This is a genomic window from Candidatus Sericytochromatia bacterium, assembly GCA_035285325.1.
Taxonomy (GTDB): Bacteria; Cyanobacteriota; Sericytochromatia; order S15B-MN24; family JAQBPE01; genus JAYKJB01.
Map to the genome: position 1 here is coordinate 1 of JAYKJB010000004.1, position 23656 is coordinate 23656.

20 protein-coding genes are annotated in these 23656 nt (G+C 66.6%); 10 read left to right on the forward strand and 10 right to left on the reverse strand.

The features are described 5' to 3' along the window. Positions 1-93: 93 nt before the first annotated feature. Complete coding sequence (locus VKP62_00670; GenBank protein MEB3195692.1) at positions 94-612, forward strand: hypothetical protein; 519 nt, start codon at positions 94-96, stop codon at positions 610-612. An 87-nt stretch (positions 613-699) separates the two neighbouring features. Here VKP62_00670 and VKP62_00675 read toward each other — a convergent pair whose 3' ends face one another. After that, complete coding sequence (locus VKP62_00675; GenBank protein ID MEB3195693.1) at positions 700-2271, reverse strand: hypothetical protein; 1572 nt, start codon at positions 2269-2271, stop codon at positions 700-702. 903 nt (positions 2272-3174) lie between these two features. Here VKP62_00675 and VKP62_00680 point away from each other — a divergent pair. After that, positions 3175-3864 carry a hypothetical protein gene (locus VKP62_00680; protein MEB3195694.1) on the forward strand — a complete coding sequence of 230 codons (690 nt, stop codon included), beginning with the start codon at positions 3175-3177 and terminating at the stop codon, positions 3862-3864. A gap of 97 nt (positions 3865-3961) precedes the next feature. On the opposite strand, the gene miaB is transcribed toward VKP62_00680, so the two are convergent. Further along, on the reverse strand, positions 3962-5320 hold the full coding sequence (miaB, locus tag VKP62_00685; protein ID MEB3195695.1) for a tRNA (N6-isopentenyl adenosine(37)-C2)-methylthiotransferase MiaB: 1359 nt from the start codon (positions 5318-5320) through the stop codon (positions 3962-3964). 127 nt (positions 5321-5447) lie between these two features. Here miaB and VKP62_00690 point away from each other — a divergent pair, with 127 nt between their 5' ends. Beyond that, the gene (locus VKP62_00690; GenBank protein MEB3195696.1) at positions 5448-6554 is read left to right on the forward strand and encodes a Nif3-like dinuclear metal center hexameric protein; all 1107 of its coding nucleotides are present in this window, start codon (positions 5448-5450) and stop codon (positions 6552-6554) included. A gap of 59 nt (positions 6555-6613) precedes the next feature. Here the strand turns inward: VKP62_00690 and VKP62_00695 are convergent, their stop codons facing one another. Then, positions 6614-7900 carry a DUF2252 family protein gene (locus VKP62_00695; GenBank protein MEB3195697.1) on the reverse strand — a complete coding sequence of 429 codons (1287 nt, stop codon included), beginning with the start codon at positions 7898-7900 and terminating at the stop codon, positions 6614-6616. Positions 7901-7993: 93 nt separating this feature from the next. Between VKP62_00695 and VKP62_00700 the strand changes: the two genes are divergently transcribed. Together VKP62_00700 and mutY are read left to right on the forward strand one after the other, a co-directional pair. Continuing rightward, positions 7994-9355, forward strand: coding sequence for a replication-associated recombination protein A (locus VKP62_00700; GenBank protein MEB3195698.1), 1362 nt, complete (start codon positions 7994-7996; stop codon positions 9353-9355). Further along, entirely contained in the window at positions 9352-10479 is a 1128-nt protein-coding gene (gene mutY / locus VKP62_00705; GenBank protein ID MEB3195699.1) for an A/G-specific adenine glycosylase, read from the forward strand. The genes VKP62_00700 and mutY overlap by 4 nt, the downstream gene beginning before the upstream one ends. 10 nt (positions 10480-10489) lie before the next feature. Here mutY and VKP62_00710 read toward each other — a convergent pair whose 3' ends face one another. Both VKP62_00710 and VKP62_00715 read right to left on the reverse strand, forming a co-directional pair. Next, positions 10490-10915, reverse strand: a complete 426-nt coding sequence (locus VKP62_00710) for a hypothetical protein (protein ID MEB3195700.1) — start codon at positions 10913-10915, stop codon at positions 10490-10492. Then, positions 10903-12573, reverse strand: coding sequence for a hypothetical protein (locus tag VKP62_00715; GenBank protein MEB3195701.1), 1671 nt, complete (start codon positions 12571-12573; stop codon positions 10903-10905). The genes VKP62_00710 and VKP62_00715 overlap by 13 nt, the downstream gene beginning before the upstream one ends. 257 nt (positions 12574-12830) lie before the next feature. Here VKP62_00715 and VKP62_00720 point away from each other — a divergent pair, with 257 nt between their 5' ends. Beyond that, positions 12831-13544, forward strand: a complete 714-nt coding sequence (locus tag VKP62_00720) for a hypothetical protein (GenBank protein MEB3195702.1) — start codon at positions 12831-12833, stop codon at positions 13542-13544. 21 nt (positions 13545-13565) lie between these two features. Here the strand turns inward: VKP62_00720 and VKP62_00725 are convergent, their stop codons facing one another. Beyond that, positions 13566-14501: a nitronate monooxygenase gene (locus VKP62_00725; GenBank protein ID MEB3195703.1), complete on the reverse strand. Its 936-nt coding sequence runs from the start codon at positions 14499-14501 to the stop codon at positions 13566-13568. 61 nt (positions 14502-14562) lie between these two features. Here VKP62_00725 and VKP62_00730 point away from each other — a divergent pair, with 61 nt between their 5' ends. Continuing rightward, entirely contained in the window at positions 14563-15393 is an 831-nt protein-coding gene (locus VKP62_00730) for a YkgJ family cysteine cluster protein (protein ID MEB3195704.1), read from the forward strand. A 6-nt stretch (positions 15394-15399) separates the two neighbouring features. Here VKP62_00730 and VKP62_00735 read toward each other — a convergent pair whose 3' ends face one another. Beyond that, positions 15400-16590: a glycosyltransferase family 4 protein gene (locus VKP62_00735; protein ID MEB3195705.1), complete on the reverse strand. Its 1191-nt coding sequence runs from the start codon at positions 16588-16590 to the stop codon at positions 15400-15402. Further along, positions 16577-17722, reverse strand: coding sequence for a glycosyltransferase family 4 protein (locus VKP62_00740; GenBank protein ID MEB3195706.1), 1146 nt, complete (start codon positions 17720-17722; stop codon positions 16577-16579). Before VKP62_00740 ends, VKP62_00735 begins: the two co-directional genes overlap by 14 nt. 102 nt (positions 17723-17824) lie before the next feature. On the opposite strand from VKP62_00740, the gene VKP62_00745 reads away from it, so the two are divergent. The 3 genes from VKP62_00745 to VKP62_00755 are packed head-to-tail and all read left to right on the forward strand — an operon-like array spanning position 17825 to position 21137. Then, positions 17825-18538: an ABC transporter ATP-binding protein gene (locus VKP62_00745; GenBank protein MEB3195707.1), complete on the forward strand. Its 714-nt coding sequence runs from the start codon at positions 17825-17827 to the stop codon at positions 18536-18538. Continuing rightward, positions 18532-19866, forward strand: coding sequence for a TolC family protein (locus tag VKP62_00750; GenBank protein MEB3195708.1), 1335 nt, complete (start codon positions 18532-18534; stop codon positions 19864-19866). The genes VKP62_00745 and VKP62_00750 overlap by 7 nt, the downstream gene beginning before the upstream one ends. Further along, complete coding sequence (locus VKP62_00755; protein MEB3195709.1) at positions 19863-21137, forward strand: HlyD family efflux transporter periplasmic adaptor subunit; 1275 nt, start codon at positions 19863-19865, stop codon at positions 21135-21137. The genes VKP62_00750 and VKP62_00755 overlap by 4 nt, the downstream gene beginning before the upstream one ends. Positions 21138-21212: 75 nt before the next feature. Here the strand turns inward: VKP62_00755 and VKP62_00760 are convergent, their stop codons facing one another. Further along, positions 21213-22427, reverse strand: coding sequence for an ABC transporter permease (locus VKP62_00760; protein ID MEB3195710.1), 1215 nt, complete (start codon positions 22425-22427; stop codon positions 21213-21215). Between the two features lie 10 nt (positions 22428-22437). Then, on the reverse strand, positions 22438-23655 hold the full coding sequence (locus tag VKP62_00765; protein MEB3195711.1) for an ABC transporter permease: 1218 nt from the start codon (positions 23653-23655) through the stop codon (positions 22438-22440). Position 23656 lies beyond the last annotated feature (1 nt).

Genomic DNA, 23656 nt, shown 5'->3' on the forward strand with positions numbered 1-23656 from the left:
AAGTTAACCTGAGCTCATCCCTTTGGAACGTGAGGGAAACCTACAGGCCGCACAACCCCTCATCACCCTCCCGTCTTTGGAGTTCCTTTGCTCATGCGCACCAATGAACGCCCTGCTCCTGGCCTGATTCCCAGCTTTCCGCCGGTCGCACCGACGCCTGGCGGGGCCCAGGAGCGCTGGAGCTTCCCGTCCGCGCGCGGGACCCTGGTGGCGGACCGCTTGATGTTGAGCGGGGCGGTGCGAGAGCCCCGAGGGGGAGGCTCAGGTTGCACCAGCGTGCCACAGGTGCAGTTTCACGTCGACGAGGCGATCGCCGCCCTGCGCGGCGCGGCCACCGGACAGCCCGCGTCTCCCTGGCTCCCCACGTCGCTGCGTCGGGCGATGGACCACCTCGAAGCCGCCAGCAGTTTGCTGCGAACCAAAGGCGACCAGGCGGCCCTCCACGACACCCTGGTCCTCTTTCTGGTGCGAGGGGAGCTGACCCTGGCGACCCAGGAGGGCGTGCTGCGTGGCAGCACCCGCGGTTTGCGCGTCTTCGGCAGTCGCGAGGAAGCGCTCCGCTCTTTGGAGCTTCTCAAGGAGCTGGCCGACTCGCTGCCAGCGTGTCGTTGAGCCAGGCAAACAGGGGCCACATCTGATCACGTCCCCGATCGGTGGCGTTGCGCGGGTGTTCTCCTCACCGAGGTCGGCAGCCGATTTCTAAATGTTGCCGAACTCGACCCGAAGAATCTTGTTGTTGCTCGAACCAATGTAGAGCGCGACCGGCGCCCCGGCCTGATTAACTTGCAGGGACAGGGCGCGGAGATCGGTCGCGGCAGACGAGATGATCGTGGCGCTTCCTGCCGCTGCGAGAAGCACCTCCGAGCTGATCGGGTTTCGAGTGACATTCATCGCCACAATACGGTTGCCACTCAGCGAGACGTAGAGCGTGGGGGTCGCGAAAGCCAAGCCCCTCACCTCGGAGGCGAAATTGGCCAAGGTGTAGGGCGCTGACGCCCCCCCATCCTGGACCATCAAGACATCATTCTGCGAGGAATAGAACACCACAGGGGATGCCACGCCATCATCGTAAACCGCCATCGCATAGGCTTTGCTCGCTTGCACGGCGGTTCCATTGGCGCGCACATCTCTTGCAATACCGGGACTGGACTGATCATAGGCTCGCAGCCTGCAAGCAACGCTGCTGGTTCGCCATAGGGGCAGAACATAGACACGCGAACGTGCCGCTGCGATGGCATAGGTGCGATCACCTTGGTTATTCGTCGCCAACACACCAGTGGCCGGCGGATTTTGAAGAGGCTCATACCAGTAAATCGTCGTTCCGTTCACCCCACCACTCATGTAGACCGTATCGCTCGCGGCGTTTTGCGTTTGGGTGACGCCATTGGTGAAAGAGTTCCTGAACCCCAAGCTCATGCGGTTGTAAGCGCCCGAATCCAGGTTAAGTTGGTCCAGAGGACCGCGTGTGCCCAGAAACTCCTGTCGAGCCGCCAACACCAGTCGCGTATTTCGCAGAAATGCCAAACCATCGACGTCCCTGGCGTTGCTCACCACAGGAAAAACGGTAAGCGTGGGAGGCGGTGTGGGGGTGGGTTCAAGCGTCGGCAGCAAGCTGGAGCGCCTGCCGCCCCGCGCCGGCGTGGGCACGAAGTGGGTGGTGTGCGCCCCACCCAAGGCAACCGGGACATTCCCGCCCGAGAATTCCAGTCCTCCCGACTGACTGATGGCCACCCGGTCCAATGGGAAGTCCTCCGCGGTGATCGGTGCCAGCGTCCCTTCAGCCGTCAGCTTGTGCGCCGCAACCGCCACCAGGCGATGCTGCACCGCCTCGAACACCCGGTCGAACACGCCCAGCTTGGCCACCGTGGCCCGGAACGCATCGGCCTCGCGCACCTCGCCATCCGCCCCCACGCTGGTCAGCAACGGCCGCGCCAGGGCGGGCCGCCGAAGGAGGGCTTCTGCCAGTTCCTTGGCCGCCGCTTCAGCCGCCGCGATCGCCGCCGCCCGCTCGCTTTCTCGCTGCTCCGGAGGCAACTGGAAGGTCAGTTTCAACGCGCCTTCGAAAGCCTTGGAGGCCGCCGTGGTGGCGGCCGTGAGGGTCAACCGGACCGTGATGACCACCGCCTCCCCGGCCTGGGAGAGCTTGTAGGCCGCGCCCTGCGCCCCCGTCGCGCCCAGCGCCCGGCCCTTGGCATCGAACAGCGCCGTAAAGGTCTGCGGTCCGGAGACCGCCACGAGCTTGACGATCTGGTCAGGCTCCAAACGAGTCAATTCAAGGTCGAAGGCACCTTGCGCGTCGGTGCGAGGTGCGCCACCGGCTTCCTTGCCACGCTCGGACCAGGCCTGGATTGTCAGGGGCTTGCCGGTGGCCAGATCAAACGCCGTGAGCGAGGCATCCGCCAGCGAACCGTCCTGGGAACGGACGCTTCCAGAGACCCGCAGGCGCGCGTCCCCGGCGATGGGGGCGCGGGGGCAAGGCTTGGAATGACCAGCGGGGGCGCTTGACTGGCTGTGGCAACGACGGATGGCGTCAGCGAAGCGTCAGGGCGCGCGGGCGGCGAGGAGACAACGGGGCCGGTGCCCGCAGAAGGGACGGTGCAGCTGGCCACGGCCCAGGCCAGGGTGACCCCGTGCAAGGAGAAGCGTACGAATTTCACCGGAAACCTTTCCAGACGGTCATTCAGCCAGTGCAGCTCCGCGAAGCCAACAAAAGCGCCTCCAGCGGTCAAGCTTTACACTGCAAATTAAACAATCAGGGAGCGTAGCAGGGGCCCTGAAGGGCGCGCAAGCATCAGACTTCGCCGGCCGCCCCCCCTTTATCGAAGACGCTCCTCTCACCCTCAACACGTGTGTTCCGCTGCCTCCATCTCGCCCTGTTCCGCAGCGCTGCAGACTGCTGACCTGCCGCAGCGATGCGTCCAGCCCCAGACCACGCTCGGTTGCCCGAAGCAGCGAGAGAGCGCCCGCAGGCGGGACATGGAACAGAGGCTGATCTGTGGGCGAAGCCGGCCGGAGATCGACCAAGAACGTCTCAGCGAGACGCTTTACAGGCGACCCCCAACAGAATCTCGGATCTTTAACTGATAATTAACGTCAGCTTGGCCTGAAGATTCCCTACAAGCATCTCGGTTAAAGGTTGTGTATGGATGTGTGTCTGGTTCAGGAGGACGCCCCGTGTTCAAGCATTCGATGCTCAGAGCTATCTGGACGGCGGTCGCAGCCATCGCGTTGACGGGCTGTGGCGCTTCGCCAACCCAACCCGGCGGAGATTTCGGTTCGGACCCCGGCTTCAGCGACCCCGGCTTCAGTGACCCTGGCTTCGGAACGACGCCTGGCGGGACGAATCCCGGTTTCGGTACGACGCCTGGCTTCGGCAACACCCCCGGGTTCGGAAACACGCCTGGATTCGGCAATACCCCTGGGTTCGGCAATACCCCCGGATTCGGAAACACGCCTGGCTTCGGCGGAGGCGGTGATATGGGGGAACTGATGGCCTCGGTCATCAGCAAGAAAAATGGCCGGTTCCTCGGCATGGGCACCTTCAAGTGCACGGTGGAAGTGAGCAATCCCAGCGCCGCCCCCAAGTCCGGAACGCTGACGGTCAGTTTCACCAACGGCGGCAAGCCCTCCAAGACCGCTCCGATCGTGCAGCAGGTCATGCTGAACGCCAACGAGACTCGCACATTCGACTTCGAAGATAAGCGCTGGACCACCGACAACGTGTCCGTGAGCATCCAGACCGTGCCCGCGGCCCCCGGCATGGGGACGGGTACGGGAATGGGATTCGGCGCTGGCTCCAACACCGGGTTCGGGAATTCCCCGATGGGTGGCTTCCCCTCAACCGGAATGGGCTCCGGTTTCTGACAACTTTTCCGCCCTCCCTCCTCCTCCACACACACACACAACGATGAGGCCTGTCTGCCAAGACAGGCCTTGTCGTTTGGAGAGGGGGGCGTCCGATTCAGCGAGGGGTGGTCGCGAGGGTGCGAGGCGCCTCCTCAGGCTGCTGCACCAGCTCGCCTCGGATGGTCCAGGTGCGCGCCTCGGTGATGCGAACCTGCACCAACTCACCCACCACCTGCGGCGAGGCCTCGAAGAAGACCACGCGATTGTTGCGGGCCCGCCCGGTGTAGATATTCGGGTCCTTGCTGCTGGGGCCTTCGACGAACACTTCCTGGAGGCTTCCGACCATGGCGCGGCTGACCGTGGTCGCCACCTCATTCACCACGGCATTGAGTTCGCGCAGGCGACGGTCCTTCACTTCCTCCGGCACCTGGTCCTGCCGGGTGGCCGCATAGGTGCCTGGACGAGGGGAGTAAGCGGCCGTGTTGACCGCGGCGAAGCGCATCTCGCGAACGATCGAGACGGTCTGCTGGAACTGCTCCTCGGTCTCCCCCGGAAAGCCCACGATCAGGTCGGTGCTGATGCCGGCCTCGGGCAGAATGGAGCGGATCATCTCGACCTTGGCCACATACTTGGACCGGGTGTAGCCGCGCGCCATCTGCCTGAGCACGTCATCATCCCCGTGCTGGATCGGGATGTGAAAGTAATCGCAAACGTTGGGCAGGGCCGCGATGCGTCGCACCAGATCCTCGTCCAGGTCACGCGGGTGACCGGTCAGCCAGCGCACCCGCTTGACGCCGGGAACGGCAGCGGTGGCCTCGATCAGGTCGGCCAGCGACCGCTTGGGCGTCAGGTCCTTGCCATAGCCATTGATGTTTTGGCCAAGCAGGACGACCTCACCGAAGCCCTCGGCCACCACCCGTTCGACCTCACGGACCAGATCGGCTATCTCTCGGCTCTTCTGGTCGCCACGCACCTTCGGCACGATGCAATAGGTGCAGCGATCGTCACATCCATAAATCGCCGTGACCCAGGCCGAGTGCTTGCCCTGACGCAAAACGGGCATTTCGGGCGGCAACTCATCCGAGAAGGGTCGCAGGGCCACCATGGGCGTCCGCGTCGCCAGCACCTCGTCCAGCAAGCGGGGCAATTCGTGGATATTCTCCGTCCCGAACACCAGATCGACATGAGGGGCCCGGAGACGCATCCGCTCGCCCATGTACTGCGCCACGCAGCCACTGACGGCCAGCACCGCGTCTGGCTTGAGATGCTTGATCTCCCGCAACTCACCGAGCAAGCTGAACAGTTTGTCCTCGGCCTTTTCGCGCACGGCACAGGTATTGACGATCACCAGATCCGCCATCAAGGCCGTGTCCGAGGCCTCATAGCCGCGCTCGGACAACATCCCGAGCATGCGCTCGGTGTCGTTCTGATTCATCTGACAGCCGTATGTCTTGATGTATACTTTCTTGGCCATTCGTGGGCGCCTCCGGGCTGCCAAGACGCGCCCCCGCTGGGGCGCCATCTGTTTGAACCCTTGAAATCGTCTCTATGACGGTTTAAACGCAGCTTTACTATCGTACCATGACGCGGGAGGCGCCGAAATGACCGCAGCGTTCACGATTCAGACCGTCATCGACGTCATGGCGCGGATGGCCCCGCCCCGCCTCGCCGAAAACTGGGACAACGTGGGCCTCATGGTGGGGCATCCGGGCCGTCCCTTGGGCGGCGTCACGGTGGCCCTGGACCCCACCTTCGAGGCGGTGCAAGCCGCCATTGCCCAAGGGTCCAACCTGGTCGTGACGCATCATCCGCTGCTGTTCAAGCCGCCGCGCAGTCTCGACTTGCGCCAGGAACCGGGACGCACCCTGGAGGCCCTGATCAAAGCAGACTGCGCGTTGTATTCCGCGCATACCAATCTGGATGCGACCACCGTGAACCACGCCCTGGCCTCACGCCTGGGCTTGCAAGGGCGGACCCTGCTCCACCGCAACGGCGAAATGCCGCGCTACAAGCTGGGGATTCATGTGCCCATCGCTCAGGTGAGCGCCGTGTGTGAAGCCGCCTGGGAGGCGGGTGCCGGGCAGGAAGGCGATTATCATCGCGCCGTGTATGCCTGGGATTCCGAGGGCCAATTTCAAGCCGGCCCGGAGGCTCAGCCTGCCGTCGGCTCGGCCGGCCAGGACACGCGGGTTCACGAGCGCCGCCTGGAGTTCGTGGTGCCCGGCGATCGCCTGGACGCCGTGCGCCAGGCCGTGTTGTCCGCCCATCCCTTCGAGGCGCCCGCCCTGGACGTGCTGCAACTGGTGGGAGGGGGCCAAGCGGAGGGGTTCGGCCTGGTCGGCGACCTGGAAATCGCAACTCCGCTGGCGGCCTTTGCCGAGCGGGTGAAGGCGGACCTGGGGGTCTCAGCCGTGCGCTATGTGGGTGAGGGCCATCGAGCCGTCCGCCGGGTGGCCTGGCTGGGTGGCAGCGGCGGCGATTACTGGAAGGAAGCCCTGGCGGCCGGAGCGGACGTTTACATCACGGGTGAAGTTCGCCACCACGCCGCGCTGGACGCGCTTGCCGCAGGCCTGAGCTTCATCGAGGTCGGCCACGTCGGTTCGGAGCAACCGGTCGTTCCCGTGCTCGCGGACCTGTTGAGAGACGCCCTCGGCGGACACGTGCCCGTGCACGCCCTGCATCAGGTCGATCCATTCGTGGTGGTCTGAGCGGCCGCCAGTCGCCGCTTGGCGTGAGCGGCGCGGTGACAGGTGACCGCGTCGCGCCCTCAGGGGTCCATGTACGTCTTCCAGATCTCGCGATCCGCCTCCACCTGTATGGCGTAAGCGGCGGTGAAATCCGAAAGCCGCTTCACCAGTTCATCCAGGCCGCCCGAATCTTGCAAGATCGCCGTACCCTGGCCCGAACGCGCGTGCGCTCGCGCCACCAGCAGTGCCACCGTGTCGACATACTGGCCGAAGCGGGCCTCGCTGTTCAGCTCGTCCACCTCCACCTCCCCACGAAAGGGGCTGAATTCCTTGACGAGAAAGCTCACCCCCCGCATCGAGAGCGTGCCCAGCAAGGCATCGGCATCCGGCACGAAGTAGCGCCAGGCTTGCCGGACGCGCTCAGCCGAGCCACCGTGCCCGGCGGGCAACCAGGGTGTCCCGGCGGCGGCGCGTTGCTCCTTGAGGTCCAGCAGCACGTCGTCGGACGCGCGCCGGGTCGGCCCCTCTACGAGCACCAGGAAGCGTTGCCGGGTCAGGCTGGCCAGTCCAGCCACTCGGCGCACGGCATCCTTGACGCGAAAGAAGGCCTCCCCTTCGGCTCGCCCGGCCGCATATTCTCGCACAGCCTGCGCGAGGGCCTGGTGGGTGGCCCGGTCGAGCGGGCGCTGCTTTTTGCCGGTCTTCAATTCGCCCGCGGGGGCCCACTCTGCCAGCTGCCTGGCACGCGAGCCACGCGAAGCGGCGGCGATCGCCTCGGCGGCGGGCCCCGGCACCTGGCCCGCCGTGACCGGAGCGTTGAGGGAGGCGGGAGACTGTGAATACCCCGCGAGCCGGTCCAGATAGCCCTTCAGCAAACGGCGGACCAGGCGCTCGGTGGCGGCCGGGGAGAGATTCGCCTCCCGCAGGTGCAACCGCAGACTGACCAGCACGCGGGCCAATTCCCAGCTGTAGGGGCCCACGCAGGCCTCATCGAAGTCGTCCAGATCAAAGGCGAAGGCCCCGTTGGTCGTGCGGTAGGCCGACGCGTTCTCGAGATGCAAATCCCCCATCAGGCGAATCGCGATCGGGGTCTTCAGCTTCGGATGCTCCGAGAGGTCCCGGTAAAACAGCGGGGCCGAACCCCGAAAAAACCCGATCGCGGAGTCGCTCATCAGGGCATACTTGCGGGCGATGAACAGGCGGTTGGTTGGGGCCAGGTCCGCGTGGTAGGCCTTCAGAAATTCGGCCGCATCACGCCCGTAAGCCAGCGCCGGAATCGCGGTCGCAGGACGCTCGAACAAGCTCGACAGCGCCAGACAAGCGACCGCGAGGCGCGTGATGAATCGACGACGAGAAGACTGGGACACACGCATGGCCTTATCAGGGTATCCGAAGGGCCGATTTTCGGGTAGAGGCTCGCGGCGTCGGCCTTGCGCGGGCGACGTGATAGCATGGCGACCATGAGCCAGGACCTTCCGCTGCCGCTTTTTCCGGCCGACGGGGGCCCAGGTGCCCCCTTGGCCCACCGCATGCGCCCGCGCACGCCGGCCGAATTCGTGGGCCAGGGCCATCTGCTGGGACAGGGGCGCCTGCTCGAGCGGGTCGTCGCCGCCCGCCGCCTTCCCAGTCTGCTCCTGTGGGGCCCTCCGGGGTCGGGGAAAACGACCCTGGCACGCCTGATTGCCGCCGAGCGACGCTCCCACCTGGTCACCTTCAGTGCCGTGACGCAGGGGGTGCCCGAGCTTCGACGAATTCTGACCGATGCAGAGGCGCGCCAACGCCAGGGAGTGGAGACGCTGCTCTTCGTCGACGAAATCCATCGTTTCCATAAGGGCCAGCAGGACACCTTCCTTCCGTTCGTGGAGCAAGGCTCGGTGGTGCTGCTCGGGGCGACCACCGAGAACCCGAGTTTCGAGCTGAATGCCGCCTTGCTGTCCCGGGTACGCGTGCTGCCCCTGCAGGCCCTCGACGAGGCGGCCATGACGCGCATCGTGCGGCGGGCGCTGACCGACCGCGAACGCGGCCTCGGAAGGCCCGAGGGAGACCTGACGGCGGATGCACTCGCGCTCCTGGTGGAGCTGGCGGCCGGCGACGCGCGGGCGGCCCTGAATGGCCTGGAGGACGCGGCCCATCTGCTGGCCGGCGGGGAAGGGGGCGGGTCCACTATCGACGTGGCCCAGGTGGCGGAGGCGATGCAGCGCGGCGCCGCCTTCGACAGGGCCGGTGAGCACCACTATGACACGGTTTCAGCGTTGATCAAAAGCCTGCGCGGCAGCGATCCGGATGCCGCCTTGCTCTGGTTGGCCCGCATGCTCAATCGAGGTGACGACCCGGTCTTCGTGGCGCGCAGGCTGGTGATCTTCGCCAGTGAAGACATTGGCAATGCGGACCCCCAGGCCCTCTCGTTGGCCGTCTCGGCCGCCCAGGCCGTTCAGTTGCTGGGCTTGCCGGAAGCCCAGTATCCCCTCTGGCAGGCCACGCTGTATCTGGCCCTTGCGCCCAAGAGCAACAGCGTCAAGCGGGCTGGCCAGGCCTCTCTCGCCTATGAAGCGGCCCACCCCGGGTTGCGCGTGCCGCTTCACCTGCGCAACGCGCCGACCCGCCTGCTGGCCCGCCTGGGGAATGCGGAGGGGTACCAGGACCCTCACCTTGGCGAGGGAGGCTGGGTGGCGCAGGACTACTGGCCGCTGGAAGCCGAACCCCAGACCTTCTATACGCCCTGCCCGCGGGGTTTCGAGGCACAACACGAGGTGCGGCTGAACGCGCTGCGCGCAGGGCGATCGCCCGATGCCCCCCCTCCGCAAGGGAGTTTGACGTCGTGAACCATCCTGCTGCGCTGGCCAGGGATCTGCTGGCCTGGTACGCCGACACCGCGCGCGAGCTTCCCTGGCGTGGTCTGAGCGATCCCTACGCCATCTGGATCTCGGAAATCATGCTCCAGCAGACCCAGGTCAAGACGGTCATTCCCTACTTTCAACGCTGGATGACTCTCTTCCCGGGCGTGCAGGACCTGGCCGACGCCAGCGAGGCGCAAGTGCTGAAGGCCTGGGAGGGGCTGGGGTATTATTCGCGGGCGCGCCACCTGCACGCGGCCGCCCGCATCATCCGGGACCACCACGGCGGGGTGTTTCCGCGCACCTGGGAAGCCGTGCGCGGCCTGCCGGGCATCGGCGATTACACGGCCGGCGCCATCCTGAGCATCGCCCATGGGCTGGCGTTTCCGGCCGTGGATGGCAATGCGCTGCGCGTCGTCAGTCGGTTGGCGTTGCTCAGGGAGGACATCGCGAAGCCGACCGCGAGAAGGCAGGTCACAGCCTGGGTCACCCGGCTGCTGGAGGAGGTAACGAACCCAGGCGACCTCAATCAGGCCATCTTCGACCTGGGGGCAACGTGCTGCACCCCGCATTCTCCCAACTGCCAGGGTTGCCCGCTGGCGCGCCACTGCAGGGCCTGGGCGGCAGGCGAGGCGGAATCCCTACCGCTGAAATCTGGGGGACGCCCCCCGAAGGATCTGGTCCTTGCCTCGGCCCTGATTCAAGACAACCGCCAGGTGCTGCTGCAGCGTCGAGCCTCCCCCGGCATCTGGGGGGGGCTGTGGGCGCCGCCCACGATCGAGTGGCCGGAGGTTGACCCGAGCCGCCTGGCTGAATCGTACTCGCAAGCCGAAAGGCTCTTTCACGTGGCAGGCTGGCCACTTGAGCTGGGTTCGCTGCTGACCGTCATCCCTCACACCCTGACCCATCGCCGGCTGACGATCGCGGTCTTCGAAGCCCGGTTGAAAGGGGCTGGCCCGGAGGATCTGCCGAGCGCTTGGGTCCCGGCCGATCAGGAGCATGAACTGGGCATGCCGGTGCCCTTCCAGCGGCTCTTTCGATTACTGGATGCCGGCCCTCTGTTCCGCAGCGGCCACGGTGGTCCCCACGCGCCTCCCGTTCGGCTCATTTGAGCCGCCACGCTCAGCGTGTGCCGCTGGCCGTTCCGTTCGGGGTCACGGTTCCACTCGCGGCTGGCGTCACGCTGGCGACGGCGACCACCCGCGGATCGATCAGGATGAAGTTCTCTCGCAGCACCACGACGGTGCCGTCCGTTCGGACCCCCACCGCGGCGAGCTTGGCCAGCACGTCGGGCGGCAAGCCGGAGGTGTCGATTTCGGCCGAGAACCCGTCCGCTCCGTTCGTGTCTTCTGCCACGACCTCGTCATTCAATTGAAACTGCACCCGCTCGACGGCTTCCCCGGACGGGACGACCACAGCCAGCTCGATCACGCCACGCACCGGTTTGTAGAGGGTGGCGGTGTTGACCGCGTTGGCCGTGCAACCGAGCACGCCGGCCACGAGCAGCGGGCCGGCCACGATTCCCCGCCAGCAGCTCAGAAACGCCATATCAGCCACGCCTCGGGCCCCGAACGGGCAAAACCATAGACGCCATTGTAGGCCCGCTGCCCCTGGATCCGCCAACCCAGGTTGGCTGCCCACTGGCGGGCACCCCATTTCAACCCCAGGTTAGCCTGATAGCCCAGCACATTACCAATGGCAGGAGGCAGATCGCTCCCGACCTGGAACATGAAGGGGGCGAACTGCACCTCGCCCGTCACGCCCAACGCCTGCCAGAACGGAACCCAGAGCCTCGTGCCGAGCGTGGGCCCGTGGAACAGCAAGTTAGGCACGAACAGCGCACTGGTCTCTGGGGGCGGCAACAGGACGCTGTTCTGGGTCTGATTGACGAAGCGTCCCGTATAACCCAAGCCGGTGGCCAGCACCCAGGGACGACGGATGGGAAGGTATTCCAGCGACAACCCGCCATAGAATTCGTCGCGTCGGGTGTTGGCTTCCGCCAGTTGTTGACTCTGGATGGTGTAGGCCAGGTTTTCCAGCGAAGCGTTGACATTCCAGGAGGCGCTCAACGGAACGTGGGCTGCAAACCCCAGCAAGGTCGAACCGGAACCGTCGAAATTGCTGCCCAGGCGATCCGCCCGTTCGGACACCGAGGCAAACCCCAGCAAGGCTTCCACGGCCGTGACCGGTCGAAAAATCACGTCGCCCTTGTAAACCGGCATCTTCCACGGCTCATTGGGCAACGGGTTGATCCAGCCCTCTCGTGAATCCTGGGCGGTGGGCGCGCTCAGGGCGGGGCGCACCCCCTCGGGGCCGACCACGTTGACCGTGACCCCCGCTTGCGGCGGATCCGGCTGAATGTCAACATCGGAACGACGCGGGGTGCGGACCTGGATTTCGGTCACGTCCCGGCCATTGTCGCTGGGGACCGCCTTGCGATAGACGTATTCCCCCGACGCGGGTGTACCTGGCAACGGGGCGGTTCCACCATAGCGCACGGGGGGCGACACGCTCGGTTCCCAGGAATAGGGGACAGCGGGCGGAGGACCCGGGGGAGGCCCTCCCCAATAGGCGCCGGACGCCATGCCCGATACGGGCCCACCCCACAACGGGACTGGCGGGGGGGAAGCACTGATCACGGGATTCCGCTGGAAACGCTCCTGATTGGCCGTGTAGGTGCCCCCTTCGCTTCTCCCGGGCGCAGCCGGGAATTCTCCGGGCAAGCTGACGGGTGGGGGAGTCGGCAGGCTCGCCACCGCCTGAAGCGGGGCGGGTTCCACACTGGGGGACAGTTGGACGCGCAGCACCCCGCGCCGGAGGTCGGGCACGACGGTACATTGGGCCGGGGTCGTCAAACCGATATCGAGCCGCACGCGAATCTGGTCTCGGACCGGCTTCAGTTCGATCTTCGTGACCAGCGGGTGAAACACCCCCAACTTGTAGGGCGTCTGGGAGGTCGTCTGCGAGCCCGTGAATTCGACGCTCAGGCGCGTGCCGCCGTCAAAGCTCTGCAGATCGGCTTTCGGTACTTCCCCGCGAAACGGGATCAGGACGACGTTCGTTTCGCGGTCGAAGATGGGCCGATCGAGGGTCACGCCGGCCCCGGCCGAGACCGGTGCATCCAGCAAACACCAGACACAACCCCCGACGAAACAAAGCCTGGGCAACCGTCGGGGCTGCGGTTGCAAGAAGGCGCGGAAGATCATGACACTCTCATTCTCCAGGGTCCCACCGTCTACTTTCGGTGATCCGGATCGGCGTCCTGAGAGAAATCCCGGAAAAAACCTTCAGGCCATCTTTTCCGCAACCTCAAGTAGGCGGGAACTCCGCGCGAGCGGGCGTGGTTCCTTGACTGTTAAGTATTGTGATGGGCATCATAGGAATTCAACCTATCTTCCTCTTGCTCGAAGCGTGCCGGTGGGAATCCAGGTACTCCGTTCCACGCTCGGAGAAAGGAGGCTCGATGGCGAATTCCTTCGCCAGGCTCGGATGGATGGGGGGTGCGTTGGCACTCCTGTTGGCGGCCCCCGTGTTCGCCTCCCCGGAAGAGTCGTCGCCGCGTCACTCCCGGTTCACCCCAACCCAGTTTCGGCCGGTCGGTCACCTGGCCCCTCGCCACGGTGAGACGGTGTCACTTCGCCAGAGCGCACGTTCTGGTTTGCGATCCGGCTACAATTTCCCTCCACCCAGTCGTGGGGATCGCTTTGCCCGGCGGGGCCTGAACTACCGGGTGGGCATCCGCGGCTGGCGCCGCTACGGTGCCTTGATCAAAACATTTGCGCTGCGCCAAGGCATCGACCCCTTGGTCGTGGGAGCCTACATCTGGCTGGAGAGCGAGTTCGACGCGCGTCAATATTACGTGCGGGGCTCCAAATGTGCCGTGGGCCTCGGTTCGCTGCAGTCCCGGGAATATCCGCACCTCTCGACGCGAGAGCTGATGGACCCGTCTCTGAACGTCAAACTCACCGTCGGCGAGTTTTCCCGCAAGTGGCGACCGCACGACATGGTCGGGACGGTCATGGACGTCTGGTATCCGTCTTGGAGACGCTTGGTGGCCCACGGTCGCCCCGTACCGGTGATTCGCTCGCCTCAGGTATATGCCCAGGCGATCGCCAACCGCTATTACGCCCTCCGGGAGATCGACGCGCATCTGCGCCCCTGGCGCGAGCCCTCTTGAGTCAAGCGCCACACGTCCCTCTCAGGGCAAGCGGCCACGCGCCTCGGCATATTCGCTGAGCAGTCGGGCGACCACCTCGGCGGCCGTCGGGACATCCGCGATCAGACCAGCCACCTGCCCAACCTCCAATTCGCCCTGGTCGAGTTCCCCCTCGAAGATACCTCGCCGGGCCCGCCCGGAGCCCAGTAAGGCCTGCAATTCGGCGGGCGGTGCACCGTTCGCCTCCGCCGCCTGCACGGCCCGGGCAAACTCGTTTTTTAAATAACGAGCCGGACCGATCGCCTTCAATCCCAGCACGGTGGCGTTTTCGGTGGCCGCGCAGACCGCTTGCTTGTAGGCCGCATGGGCCGACGACTCCTGCGTGACGGCAAACCGACTCCCCAGCTGAACCCCGGCCGCCCCGAGCGCCAGCGCCGCACACATTTGAAAGCCATCGGCCACGCCACCGGCCGCAATCACCGGGATGCTCACGGCCTGGACCGCCAAGCGCGTCAGCACCATCGTGGTCAGCTCATCTGGACCATTGTGACCGCCCGCCTCGAAGCCCTCCGCCACGACGGCATCACAACCGGCGTCCTGGCTTTTGCGCGCCTGGGCCCCGGTGGCCACCACGTGAACCACCGTCACACCGGCTTGTTTGAGCAGGGGCGTGTAGGTCTTGGGATTGCCGGCTGATGTGAAGACGATCCGAACACCTTCCTCCAGCGCGATCGCGATCTGATCCGCTGCGTACTTGTGAAAGATCGGAATGTTCACCCCCCACGGCAGGTTCGTCCGGGCGGGCATCGCGCGCAAATGCTCGCGGAAGGTGTCCGGCCGCATCGAGCCGCCGCCGACCAGGCCCAAGGCCCCTGCATTCGAGGCGGCCGCAGCCAGGCGACTGCCAGAGCACCAGACCATGCCCGCTTGAACAATGGGGTAGGAAATGCCGAAGAGGTCCGTGATGGCCGTGCGCATGCCAGGAGTGTAGCATGGGGAGGCGTTTGGCCCGTCACCCCCGTGAGCGAGACCCCAGCCCGTGCGATACCTCTTTCGCCGCCAGGCCGTACCCTCGACAGCGCCGGAGGGAGGTTTTGACCAGGCCCTGGCCGATGAGCAGGCGGTTGACCCAGCCCCCTTGGCCGAAGCCATGCAGGTGGTCAGCGAGCGTCTCCCCGCCGCTGACCACTTCGCCGGCAGCGAAGATCCGCGCGATCTCTATCACCTGCTGGACGTCCTGGCCGATGGCGTCAAGGCGAGTTTCCCGCAAAGCCTGTGCCGTGCGGGATGTGGCAGTTGCTGCTACTATCCCGTCGCGCTCTTCACCATCACCCACACCGAATGGCAGGTGATCGCGCGACACCTGGAGAATCACTGGGATGAGGCCCAGCGCGAGGCCCTGGTCCAGCGCTATCGGAGCCGTTTCACGGGGCTGTGGCGTTGGGTCTTCGGCTGGGCCCAGCGTAGCTTCACGGCCTTGCTGCTGTCTGCCCCCCTGATCGAGCGGGCCCGCATCGCCTGCCCCTTTCTGGTGGAGGAACGCTGCAGCATTTATCCGGTTCGCCCTTATCCCTGCCGCACGTTCGGCCATTTTGCCGTGCGCACCTGGCTCACGGCTCCACGCATCTACGCCTGTGACGTGCAAGGTCAGCGACTCGCGCAGGGCCTGTTCGGCGAAGGGCCTCGCTTGCAACTGCCCGTGCTGAACCCGATCTCCCGGCGCATCCGTCTACTGTGCCAGGGCCCCAAGCTGTCCCTGCCGGTCTGGCTGGGCATCTGGATCTGGCGACAGGAACGGCGGAAACGTTCAGGCGGCTCCATCGCTGCCCAGGAGCCTGCGGAGACTCAGGCGCGCAAAGCGTCGCCCTGAGCGTCGCTACGCCTGGTCCTTGCACCAGCTGCGCCAGGCCGCATACACGGCCTGCCGCGTGCTGGCCAGCGAGAAGTGCTGCGCGGCGCGGAGGCGGCCAGCCCGCCCCAACTGCGCGGCCCGCTGAGGATCCGCCAGAAGCGTTTCAATGGCTGCAGCCAGCGGCTCCGCTTCGCCGGGGGGCACGAGCAAGCCGCTGACGTCTGCCGCCACGACCTCGGGAACCCCGCCGGCCGCGCAGGCCACCACGGCCCGTTCAGCGGCCATGGCCTCGAGCAAGACCCGTCCGAAGGGTTCGAAACGGGAAGGATGGACGAACAGGTCCATCCGCCGAAGCAAACTCGGCACATCCTCCCGCGCGCCCAGAAACACCACGCGCTCCGTGAGCCCCAGGGCCCGGGCCAGGTGTTCCAACCGCTGGCGTTCCTCGCGCCACTGGAAGATCGTATCGCCCACGATCACCAGTCGCAGGTCAGGATGCCGGGGCGAGAGGCTGGCGAAGGCCGTGATCAGGACGTCCAGACCTTTCCAGGGAATCAGCCAGGAGACCGCCCCCACCACCCGCGCGGGCGCTTCCGGCCACGCCTCGCAAGGCCGGGACTGGGCTGCGGCCGCGTCGAAAGCCGACAGGTCGATGCCGTTGTGAACGACCCGCACCAGGGATTGAAGATCGAGGGGCAAGTCGCTCGCGGCGGCCTGGGACACGGCCAGAATTCCCCGTGGCCGGCGAATCAAGGCGGCGACCTGGAGCAGGCGGCGCGTGTCCCCCCGGGAACTCGGCATGTCGTGCATGTGCCAGACCAGGGGCAGCCCCGCCAGGCGAGCGACCAGCGCGCCCAGGATGTGAGCCTTCAAGGTGTTGGTCTGGATCAGGGTCACCTGGGCCTCTCGCGCGCGAGCCGCCAGGCGCCAGGCCTCCAGCCCCAGTTCCCGAGCCTGCCAGAGCACCCGCCAGGGCGACTGCCGCCAGACCTCGCGCGAGACGGTGCGCAGGGCCTCCCCGAGGCGCAGCTCCCAGGTTTCGGTGCCCTGAGCGATCAGGCGCGTGCGCAAGGCCCCCCCCGAACAGGCCACCAAGGTGCGAAATCCTGCTGAGGCCGCGTCCTCGGTCAGTTCGAGCAGCACCCGTTCAGCGCCCCCGAGTTCCCCCGTGTGATCCAGCAAGAGAATGGTGGGTGAGGGTTCAGTTTCCGGCAAGGATCCGCTCCAGGCGATCGATGGCCCGAGGCCAGGTGTAATGGGCCAGCACGTGGTTCCGGCAGGCCTCGCGCGAGGGCCCGGGCGCCCGACCCTCCAGCCAGGCGCCCAGACGGCTGGCCATGGCATCGACATCCGCGGGCGGCACCAACAGCCCAGCGTCCAGGGGCCCCAAGATTTCCGGCGTGGCGCTGGCCTGAGTCCCGATCACGGGAGTGCCGCAAGCCAGTGCCTCCACGGTGGCCAGACCGAACCCTTCGAGGTCGCGGGTGGGGAGGACGGCCAGATCGGCCGCCTGATTCCAGGCCACCAGCTCATCGTCTGCGATCCGCCCGAGGAAGGTCACCTGGGCGCGCAAGCCCAGACGGTCCGTGAGGGCTTCCAGCTCCCCTCGCAAGGGCCCTTCCCCGGCCAGCACCAGCCGCGCCTGGGAATGCTGCGGAGCGACCTGGCTCCAGGCCCGCAGCAGCACATCGAGGCCCATCCGTTGCACCAGCCGCCGCGTGGCCAGACAGACCCGCTGATGCGCCACGCCGAGCTGGGCCCGCAGCGCGGCGCGGTCATCTGCCGGCTTGAAGCGGTCGGTGTCGACCCCGGCCGGGACCACCTCGATGCGCGCCGGGTCCACCCCGTAAGTGGCTGCCAGTAACTCTGCAAACGCCCGCGAGAGAACCACATGGCGGTGACAGCGAGCATAGGCGAGGCGCTCGATCGCCCAGCGCAAGCCGCAGCTCAAGGGGGAATGGCCCGCCCAGCGGCTTTCGATCGCCCACGGCCCCTGGAATTGGCCGATTCGGCGCGTGGACTTCAGGCAAGGATGCCACAGGGGAACCAGCCCCATGGCGGCAAAGTGGCTGTGAACCACATCGAAAGGACCGAAGCGCTCCACCAGGCCGGGTAAGACCCGCAGGAGCCCGCGCCACCAGGTCGACGCCCGCTCGCCAAGCTCAGCTCTGAGCAGGCGCAGTCCAGGCTGGGGCATCTCCTCCGGCAGCCCGGTTCCCTGGCGCGGCACCAGAACCGTCACGGCGTGCCCCCTGGCGGCCAAACCGGAGGCGGCCGCGTGGAGGTACCGCCCCCCGCCGCCCGCGTGATCGCTGAACCATTCGTGCCCCACCATCAGGATGCGCATGGCGTCGTTTCTGGCAGGTTCGCGTCGAACCACGGGTCCGCCCCATCGGGAATCCTCATGCCGTTGTAGTATATAGCAGCGGCCCATTCCGCCGCCGTGCGCATGATTCAGCTACGCAATATCTCCAAAACCTACGCCACCGGACTTACCAGCTTTCGGGCCCTCGACGATGTGTCTCTGTCGATCAGCTCGGGCGAATTTGTGGCGATCATGGGCACCTCAGGATCGGGCAAATCGACCATGATGAACATCATGGGCTGCCTCGACCGTCCCTCCAGCGGGAGCTACACGTTCGATGGAACGTCTGTCCAGGATCTGGATGAAGAGGCCCTGGCCGCCGTGCGCAACCGCAAGCTGGGCTTCGTATTCCAGAGCTTCAATCTGCTGGCCCGCACCTCGGCGATCGCCAACGTGGAGTTGCCACTCATCTACGCGGGTGTCAAACCTGCCGAACGCCGAGAGCGCGCCCGCTTGGCGTTGCAGCGGGTGGGTCTGGGCGATCGCCTGGAGCACCATCCCAACCAGCTCAGTGGGGGGCAGCAGCAACGCGTGTCGATCGCCCGCGCGATCGTGACTCGACCTCGCGTCTTGCTGGCAGACGAACCGACCGGCGCCCTGGATTCCCGAACCACCGACGAGATCATGGCGTTGTTTCTGGATCTGCACGCGGAGGGCATCACGCTCGTGATGGTCACGCACGAACCAGACGTGGCCGCGTATGCCCAACGCATCGTGCGCTTCCGTGACGGCCGCATCGTGGCCGACGGGTCCAACGCCTCCCCCCGCCCGCGACCGCAAGGACAGCCGACGTGTTGACCGCGCTGCTGCTGGGCAATCTTGCCGCCCCGCCTGCCCCCCTCAGCCTGAACGACGCGCTACAACGCGCCCTCGCGTGCAGCCCCGAGATGCATCAGGCTGAACTCGAATCGCGTCGGGCGCGGGTCGTGGCGGATGGTACCCACGCCGAGCGGTTCAGCTATTCCGGGCAGCTGGCCGTGGGGAACTACTCCGGGGTCTTTGGCCTGTTCGGAAACTCGGCTCCTACGCCGATCGTCGCTCCGATCGGCAATGCCACGTTGCTGGCACGCTGGCCTCTCTTCACCGGCTTCCGGCTGGACCATCAGATCAGCCAGGCCGAAGCCTCCGTGACGGCCAGCCAGGCCCGCGCGCAGCACGTGCGTCAGCAGCTGGTCTGGCAGGTCACCCAGGCCTACTGGGCCGCGCGCCGGGCCGAACTGCGGGCCGCGACCCAGCAGGAGGCGATGACCAGGGCGCAAACCGCGCGTGACCTGGTGCGGTCGAGCTTTCAGCTCGGTCGGGCCCACGCCGCCGAACTCGACCGGGCGGAAGTGACCCTCCTGACCGAGGAAAGCGAGGCTTTGAAGGCCAGCGATGAGGCCCGACGTGCCCGTGATCAGCTTGCCAGTTTGCTGCAACGCGACATCTTGGGCGTGCCGCTCCAGGACCCGCCAGCCCCCACGGCCGGGGATCCAGTGTCCCTTCAAGTCAGTCTGGCCAAGGCGCGCGAGCGCAGGCCCGACCTGCGGCTGGCCGAGGCGGACCTGGCCGCGAAGCAGGCCGGCGTGGGAGTCGCCGCGGCCGAAAAACTGCCCCAGCTGGAAGCCATCAGCGCCTACCAGCACGGCAACAATCCCTTCATTCCCACCTCGCAAAACCGCAATGTGCTACCGAACCTGGTCGGCACCTGGGACGCCCGACTCAACCTCAGCTACAACCTGTTCGATCACGGCGTCATCCAGCGCAACATCCAGGCCCAGCAGTTGCAGGCATCTGCCTCGGAGGCCGCCCTGGAGGCGGCGAGACGCAGCGCGGAGCTGGAAGTCAAACAGGCCCACGCGCAGCTGGCGCTGGCCCGTCGTCGCTTGCAGATCGGCCAGCGCAGCGTGGCCCTGGCCACCAGAAACCTGGCCTGGCTGGAGAACCGTTACCGTTACGGATACGCCTTGGTGACGGAGTTGAACGAGGCGCGCCAAAGTCTGAAGCTGGCCTCGCATCAACAGATCGATGCCCGCATCGACCACGCGCTGGCGATCGCCAGCCTGGCCCGCGCCACGGGGGAGTGGGCCCCCGACCTGCCCCTCCAGGCCGGCCTGATGGCGACGTCCACGTTGGAGGTTCCGTGAAGCGATTTGCCCTTCCCACCCTGCTGGCCCTCTTGTTGCTCGGGGCCGGCCTGGGCTGGTCGCGCTGGCAGACTGGCCAGGCGATCGCCCCTGAACGCCTGGTCACGGCGGTGCGCGGGGACCTGACGCTGCGCGTGTCGGAAACGGGCCGCGTGCAGCCGCTGACCAAGGTGGACATCCGGGCCAAGGTGGCCGGCCAGGTGGCCGAGGTGCGCGTCAAAGAGGGGCAACGCGTGAAGCGGGGCGAGGTGCTGCTGACCATCGAATCCCGCGACTACGCCCGCGCACTGGCCCAGGCCGACGCGGACCTGGCCATGGTGCGGGCGGAACTGGAAGCCCTGCAGGCGGGCCCGCGACGGGAGGAAGTGGCCGAGGCGCGGGCCCTGCTGGCCGAGGCGCGCGCCCGCGCACGGCAGGCGCGGGAAGAGCGCCACCGCGCCAGGCAAGCCCTGGCGGTGGGCGCGCTGACCCCGCGCGAATGGGGCATCGCGCAGGCCGATGATGAACGCGGCCAGGCCAGCGTGGAAGCCGCAGCCAGTCGGCTGGCGCGCCTCGGGGCCGGGGCCCGAGCCCCCGAGCTGGCGCAGGTGCGCGCCCGCTTGCGCAAGGCGGAAGTCGCCCGCCAAGCTGCCTGGGACCAGCTGAGCGATACCACCGTGCGCTCTCCCCTGACCGGCACGGTGATTCATCGTGCCATCGAAGTGGGAGAGATGGTTACCCCGGGGGGCGCCTCGCAGTCCGCCGGCAGTCCCTTGTTGACGGTGGCGGATCTGGGCCGTCTGGTGGTCGAATCCGAGGTCAATCAGGCCGACATCGCGCGCGTCTCGCTCGGACAACCGGTCCAGGTCCGCCTGGAAACCCTGTCCGGCAAGACCCTTCAAGGGCAGGTTTACAAGCTGGCGCCGGCGGCAGAGCCACACCCCACCCAGCGGGAATTGCTGCTCTTCCCCGTGCAGGTGCTGCTGTCGACGTCGGATACCCAGGCGCAGAGCGCCTTGCGACCCGGCATGCGGGCAGACCTGGATATCCTGACCGCGGAACGCAAGAATGTCGTGTTGCTGCCCGTGGAGGCCGTGAGGAGGAAGCCGGACCGGCGAGCCGAGGTGTCCTGGTTGCCCGCGGGCAAGCGGGACCTGAGCGCCATCCAAACGCGCGAGGTCTTCCTCGGTGCACAATCGGACAGCCAGGTGGAAATCCGGCAGGGGCTCGAGTCCGGCGACCTGGTCTACATCGACCCGACCAGCGCCAGCGAATCCACCAACCGACTCTGATGATGGTTGGCGTCGGCTCCCAGGGCCCGTCCAGCATCGCCTGACCGGCCCCCTGAGCGCGGCGTCAGGCTGCCCTCATTCGTTCCGCAGGCATTCGATCGGGTTCAGGCGGGCGGCCCGTGAAGCCGGATACCAGCCAAACACGACGCCCACGCCCAGCGCGCTCAGAAAGGCCAGGAGCAGCACGCCCGGGTCGACCACCAGGGGCCAATCGCCCAGGACCCGGCTCATCACGACGCTGACTAGGGCCGCGAGCAGCAGGCCACCCAGCACCCCGACGGCGCCGCCCAGCCCCGCCAGGGTGGCCGCTTCAAGCAGGAACTGACGCCTGACGTCACGGGGTCTGGCCCCGAGTGCCAGGCGAAGTCCAATTTCACGGGTTCGCTCGGCGACCGTGACCAGCATGATGTTCATGATGTTGATGCCCCCGACGCCCATGCTGATCCCGGCGACGGCCAGCAACAATCCCTGCAAGGCCAGAATCACGGCATGTTCCTGACCAGCCCCCATGCTGTGCGCCACCCTCAAATTATCGGGCTGGACCCCTCGCGCGGTGAGCAGTTTGCGGACAACGTGCTCCAGCCAGGGCAATTCCTGGGCGAGCGGACGCTCCGCGGGCGCCTTGAGCAAAATGGCGGTCAGCGCGGGGTCCCCCGTCAGTTCGGCATAGCTGGAGGTGGGAATCACCGCGGCCCGGCTCCAGAAGCGATTGCCCGCGTTCAAAGCGGATTTGCGCGAGAGCACCCCGACCACCCGAAACCGGCCATCCGCGATGCGAAGTTCTTGCCCGATCGCCGACCCCGCAAACAGGTTGGCCGCCAGGTCGGGCCCCAGCACCGCGACCCGTCGACCGGCTTGCTCATCCTCCGCCAGCAAAAAGCGTCCTTGATCGAGTCCGAGCTGGTAGAACGCCTGCCCTTGAGGAGGCAGGGCTATCACCTGGGCCCGTTGAGGACGGCTGCCTGCCAGGGCCTGCTCGCTCCCGATCTCCGGTACCGTGAGGGCCTGCCGCAAGGGGGCGGCGGCGGCCAGGGTGGCCCAGTTGGCCAGGGTGAGGCGGGGCACGGCCCGACCCTGCGGGTCCCGCCATCTCACCGTCACGGTCACCACGTCATCGCCGGACGCGTCGTCAATGGAATGCTTGATCGCCACCAACCCGCCCGCCATGGCGCTGGAAAGCACCACCAGCGTGCCTACCCCCATGATCACCCCCAGCAGGGTCAGGGCAGAGCGCTGCGGATTGATGCGCAAGGCGCGCCAGACGGTCGACCAGAGGTCCTGAGGGGTCATGGCAGGGCTCTCATTCGTGTCGCAAACAAACCATCGGGTCGAGCGCCGCGGCCCGTTTGGCCGGATACCAGCCAAAAAACAGTCCGGTCCCCACGGCCGCCAGCACACCGGCCACCACGGCGCCCCAGGAGAACAGGCTGATCCACATCGGCGCCACGCGGGCGATCGCCCCACTGGCGACGGCCACGCTGGCCACCCCCAGGCCTATCCCCGCCGCAGCGCCCGCCAGGCTCAGCAGCGCGGCCTCCAGCAGGAACTGACCCATCACTTGCCGTGAGGTGGCCCCGAGCGCCTTGCGAATGCCGATTTCCCGCGTGCGCTCCTGCACCGCCACCAGCATGATGTTCATCACCCCGACCCCGCCAATCAGCAGCGCCACCGCCGCGATCAGGAACACCAGCAAGGTCATGACGCGATAGGCCAGGTAAAAGTTCTTGAGCAGGCTGCCGAAATCGAGAAACTGGAAATCGTCGACGCCGCGATGCCGATGCAGCAACAGCTGATTGGCCAGCCGGATGGTGAATTCCCCTGCTTCCTGGCGCTTCACCAACACACTGATCTCCTCCACCGGTGCCAGGGGTTCACGCGCCAGGCGTGGCAGGATCGCCACCCGTTCCCAGTCGAAACCGAGACTGACCTGATCCTTCGTGCTGCGCTGCAGCACCCCGAGCACCCGGTAGCGGGTTCCCTGAAAGCTCACCTCACGCCCCACCGCCGTGCCGGCCCCGAACAGTTCCCGGGCCAACCCGGCGCCCAGCACCATGGTCTTGCCACCGGCTTCGATGTCCCCGTCATTCCAGAGGCGCCCCACGGCCGGGAGCAGGTGATAGGCCTGAAAATAATCCGGCTCCGTGGCCACCAGCGTCGTCACCACCGGCGCGTGGCCTTGGGTCGCGATCAGTTCGTGATAATGCCGTTTGGTGGCCACGATGTATTCCAGGCCTGGGATGCGCTCGGCCAAGGCATCGCGATCGCCCTGGGTCAGGCCGGCCGTGTAAGCATCCCGGCGGCCGGTGCCGCTGCGCGGTTCGGCCGGAATGATCCAGATGAAGCGCGTGCCACCGATCTCCTCGATGCCCCGGGTCAGGGTCGCCAGGCCTGACTCGGCCAGCGAGGTCAGGGTCACGATGCTGGCGACCCCGATCGTGATGGCCAGGACCGTCAGGCCGGAGCGCAGCTTGTGCGCCCAGATCTGGCGCAGGCCGAGTTTCAGCAGTTCAGGCCACATG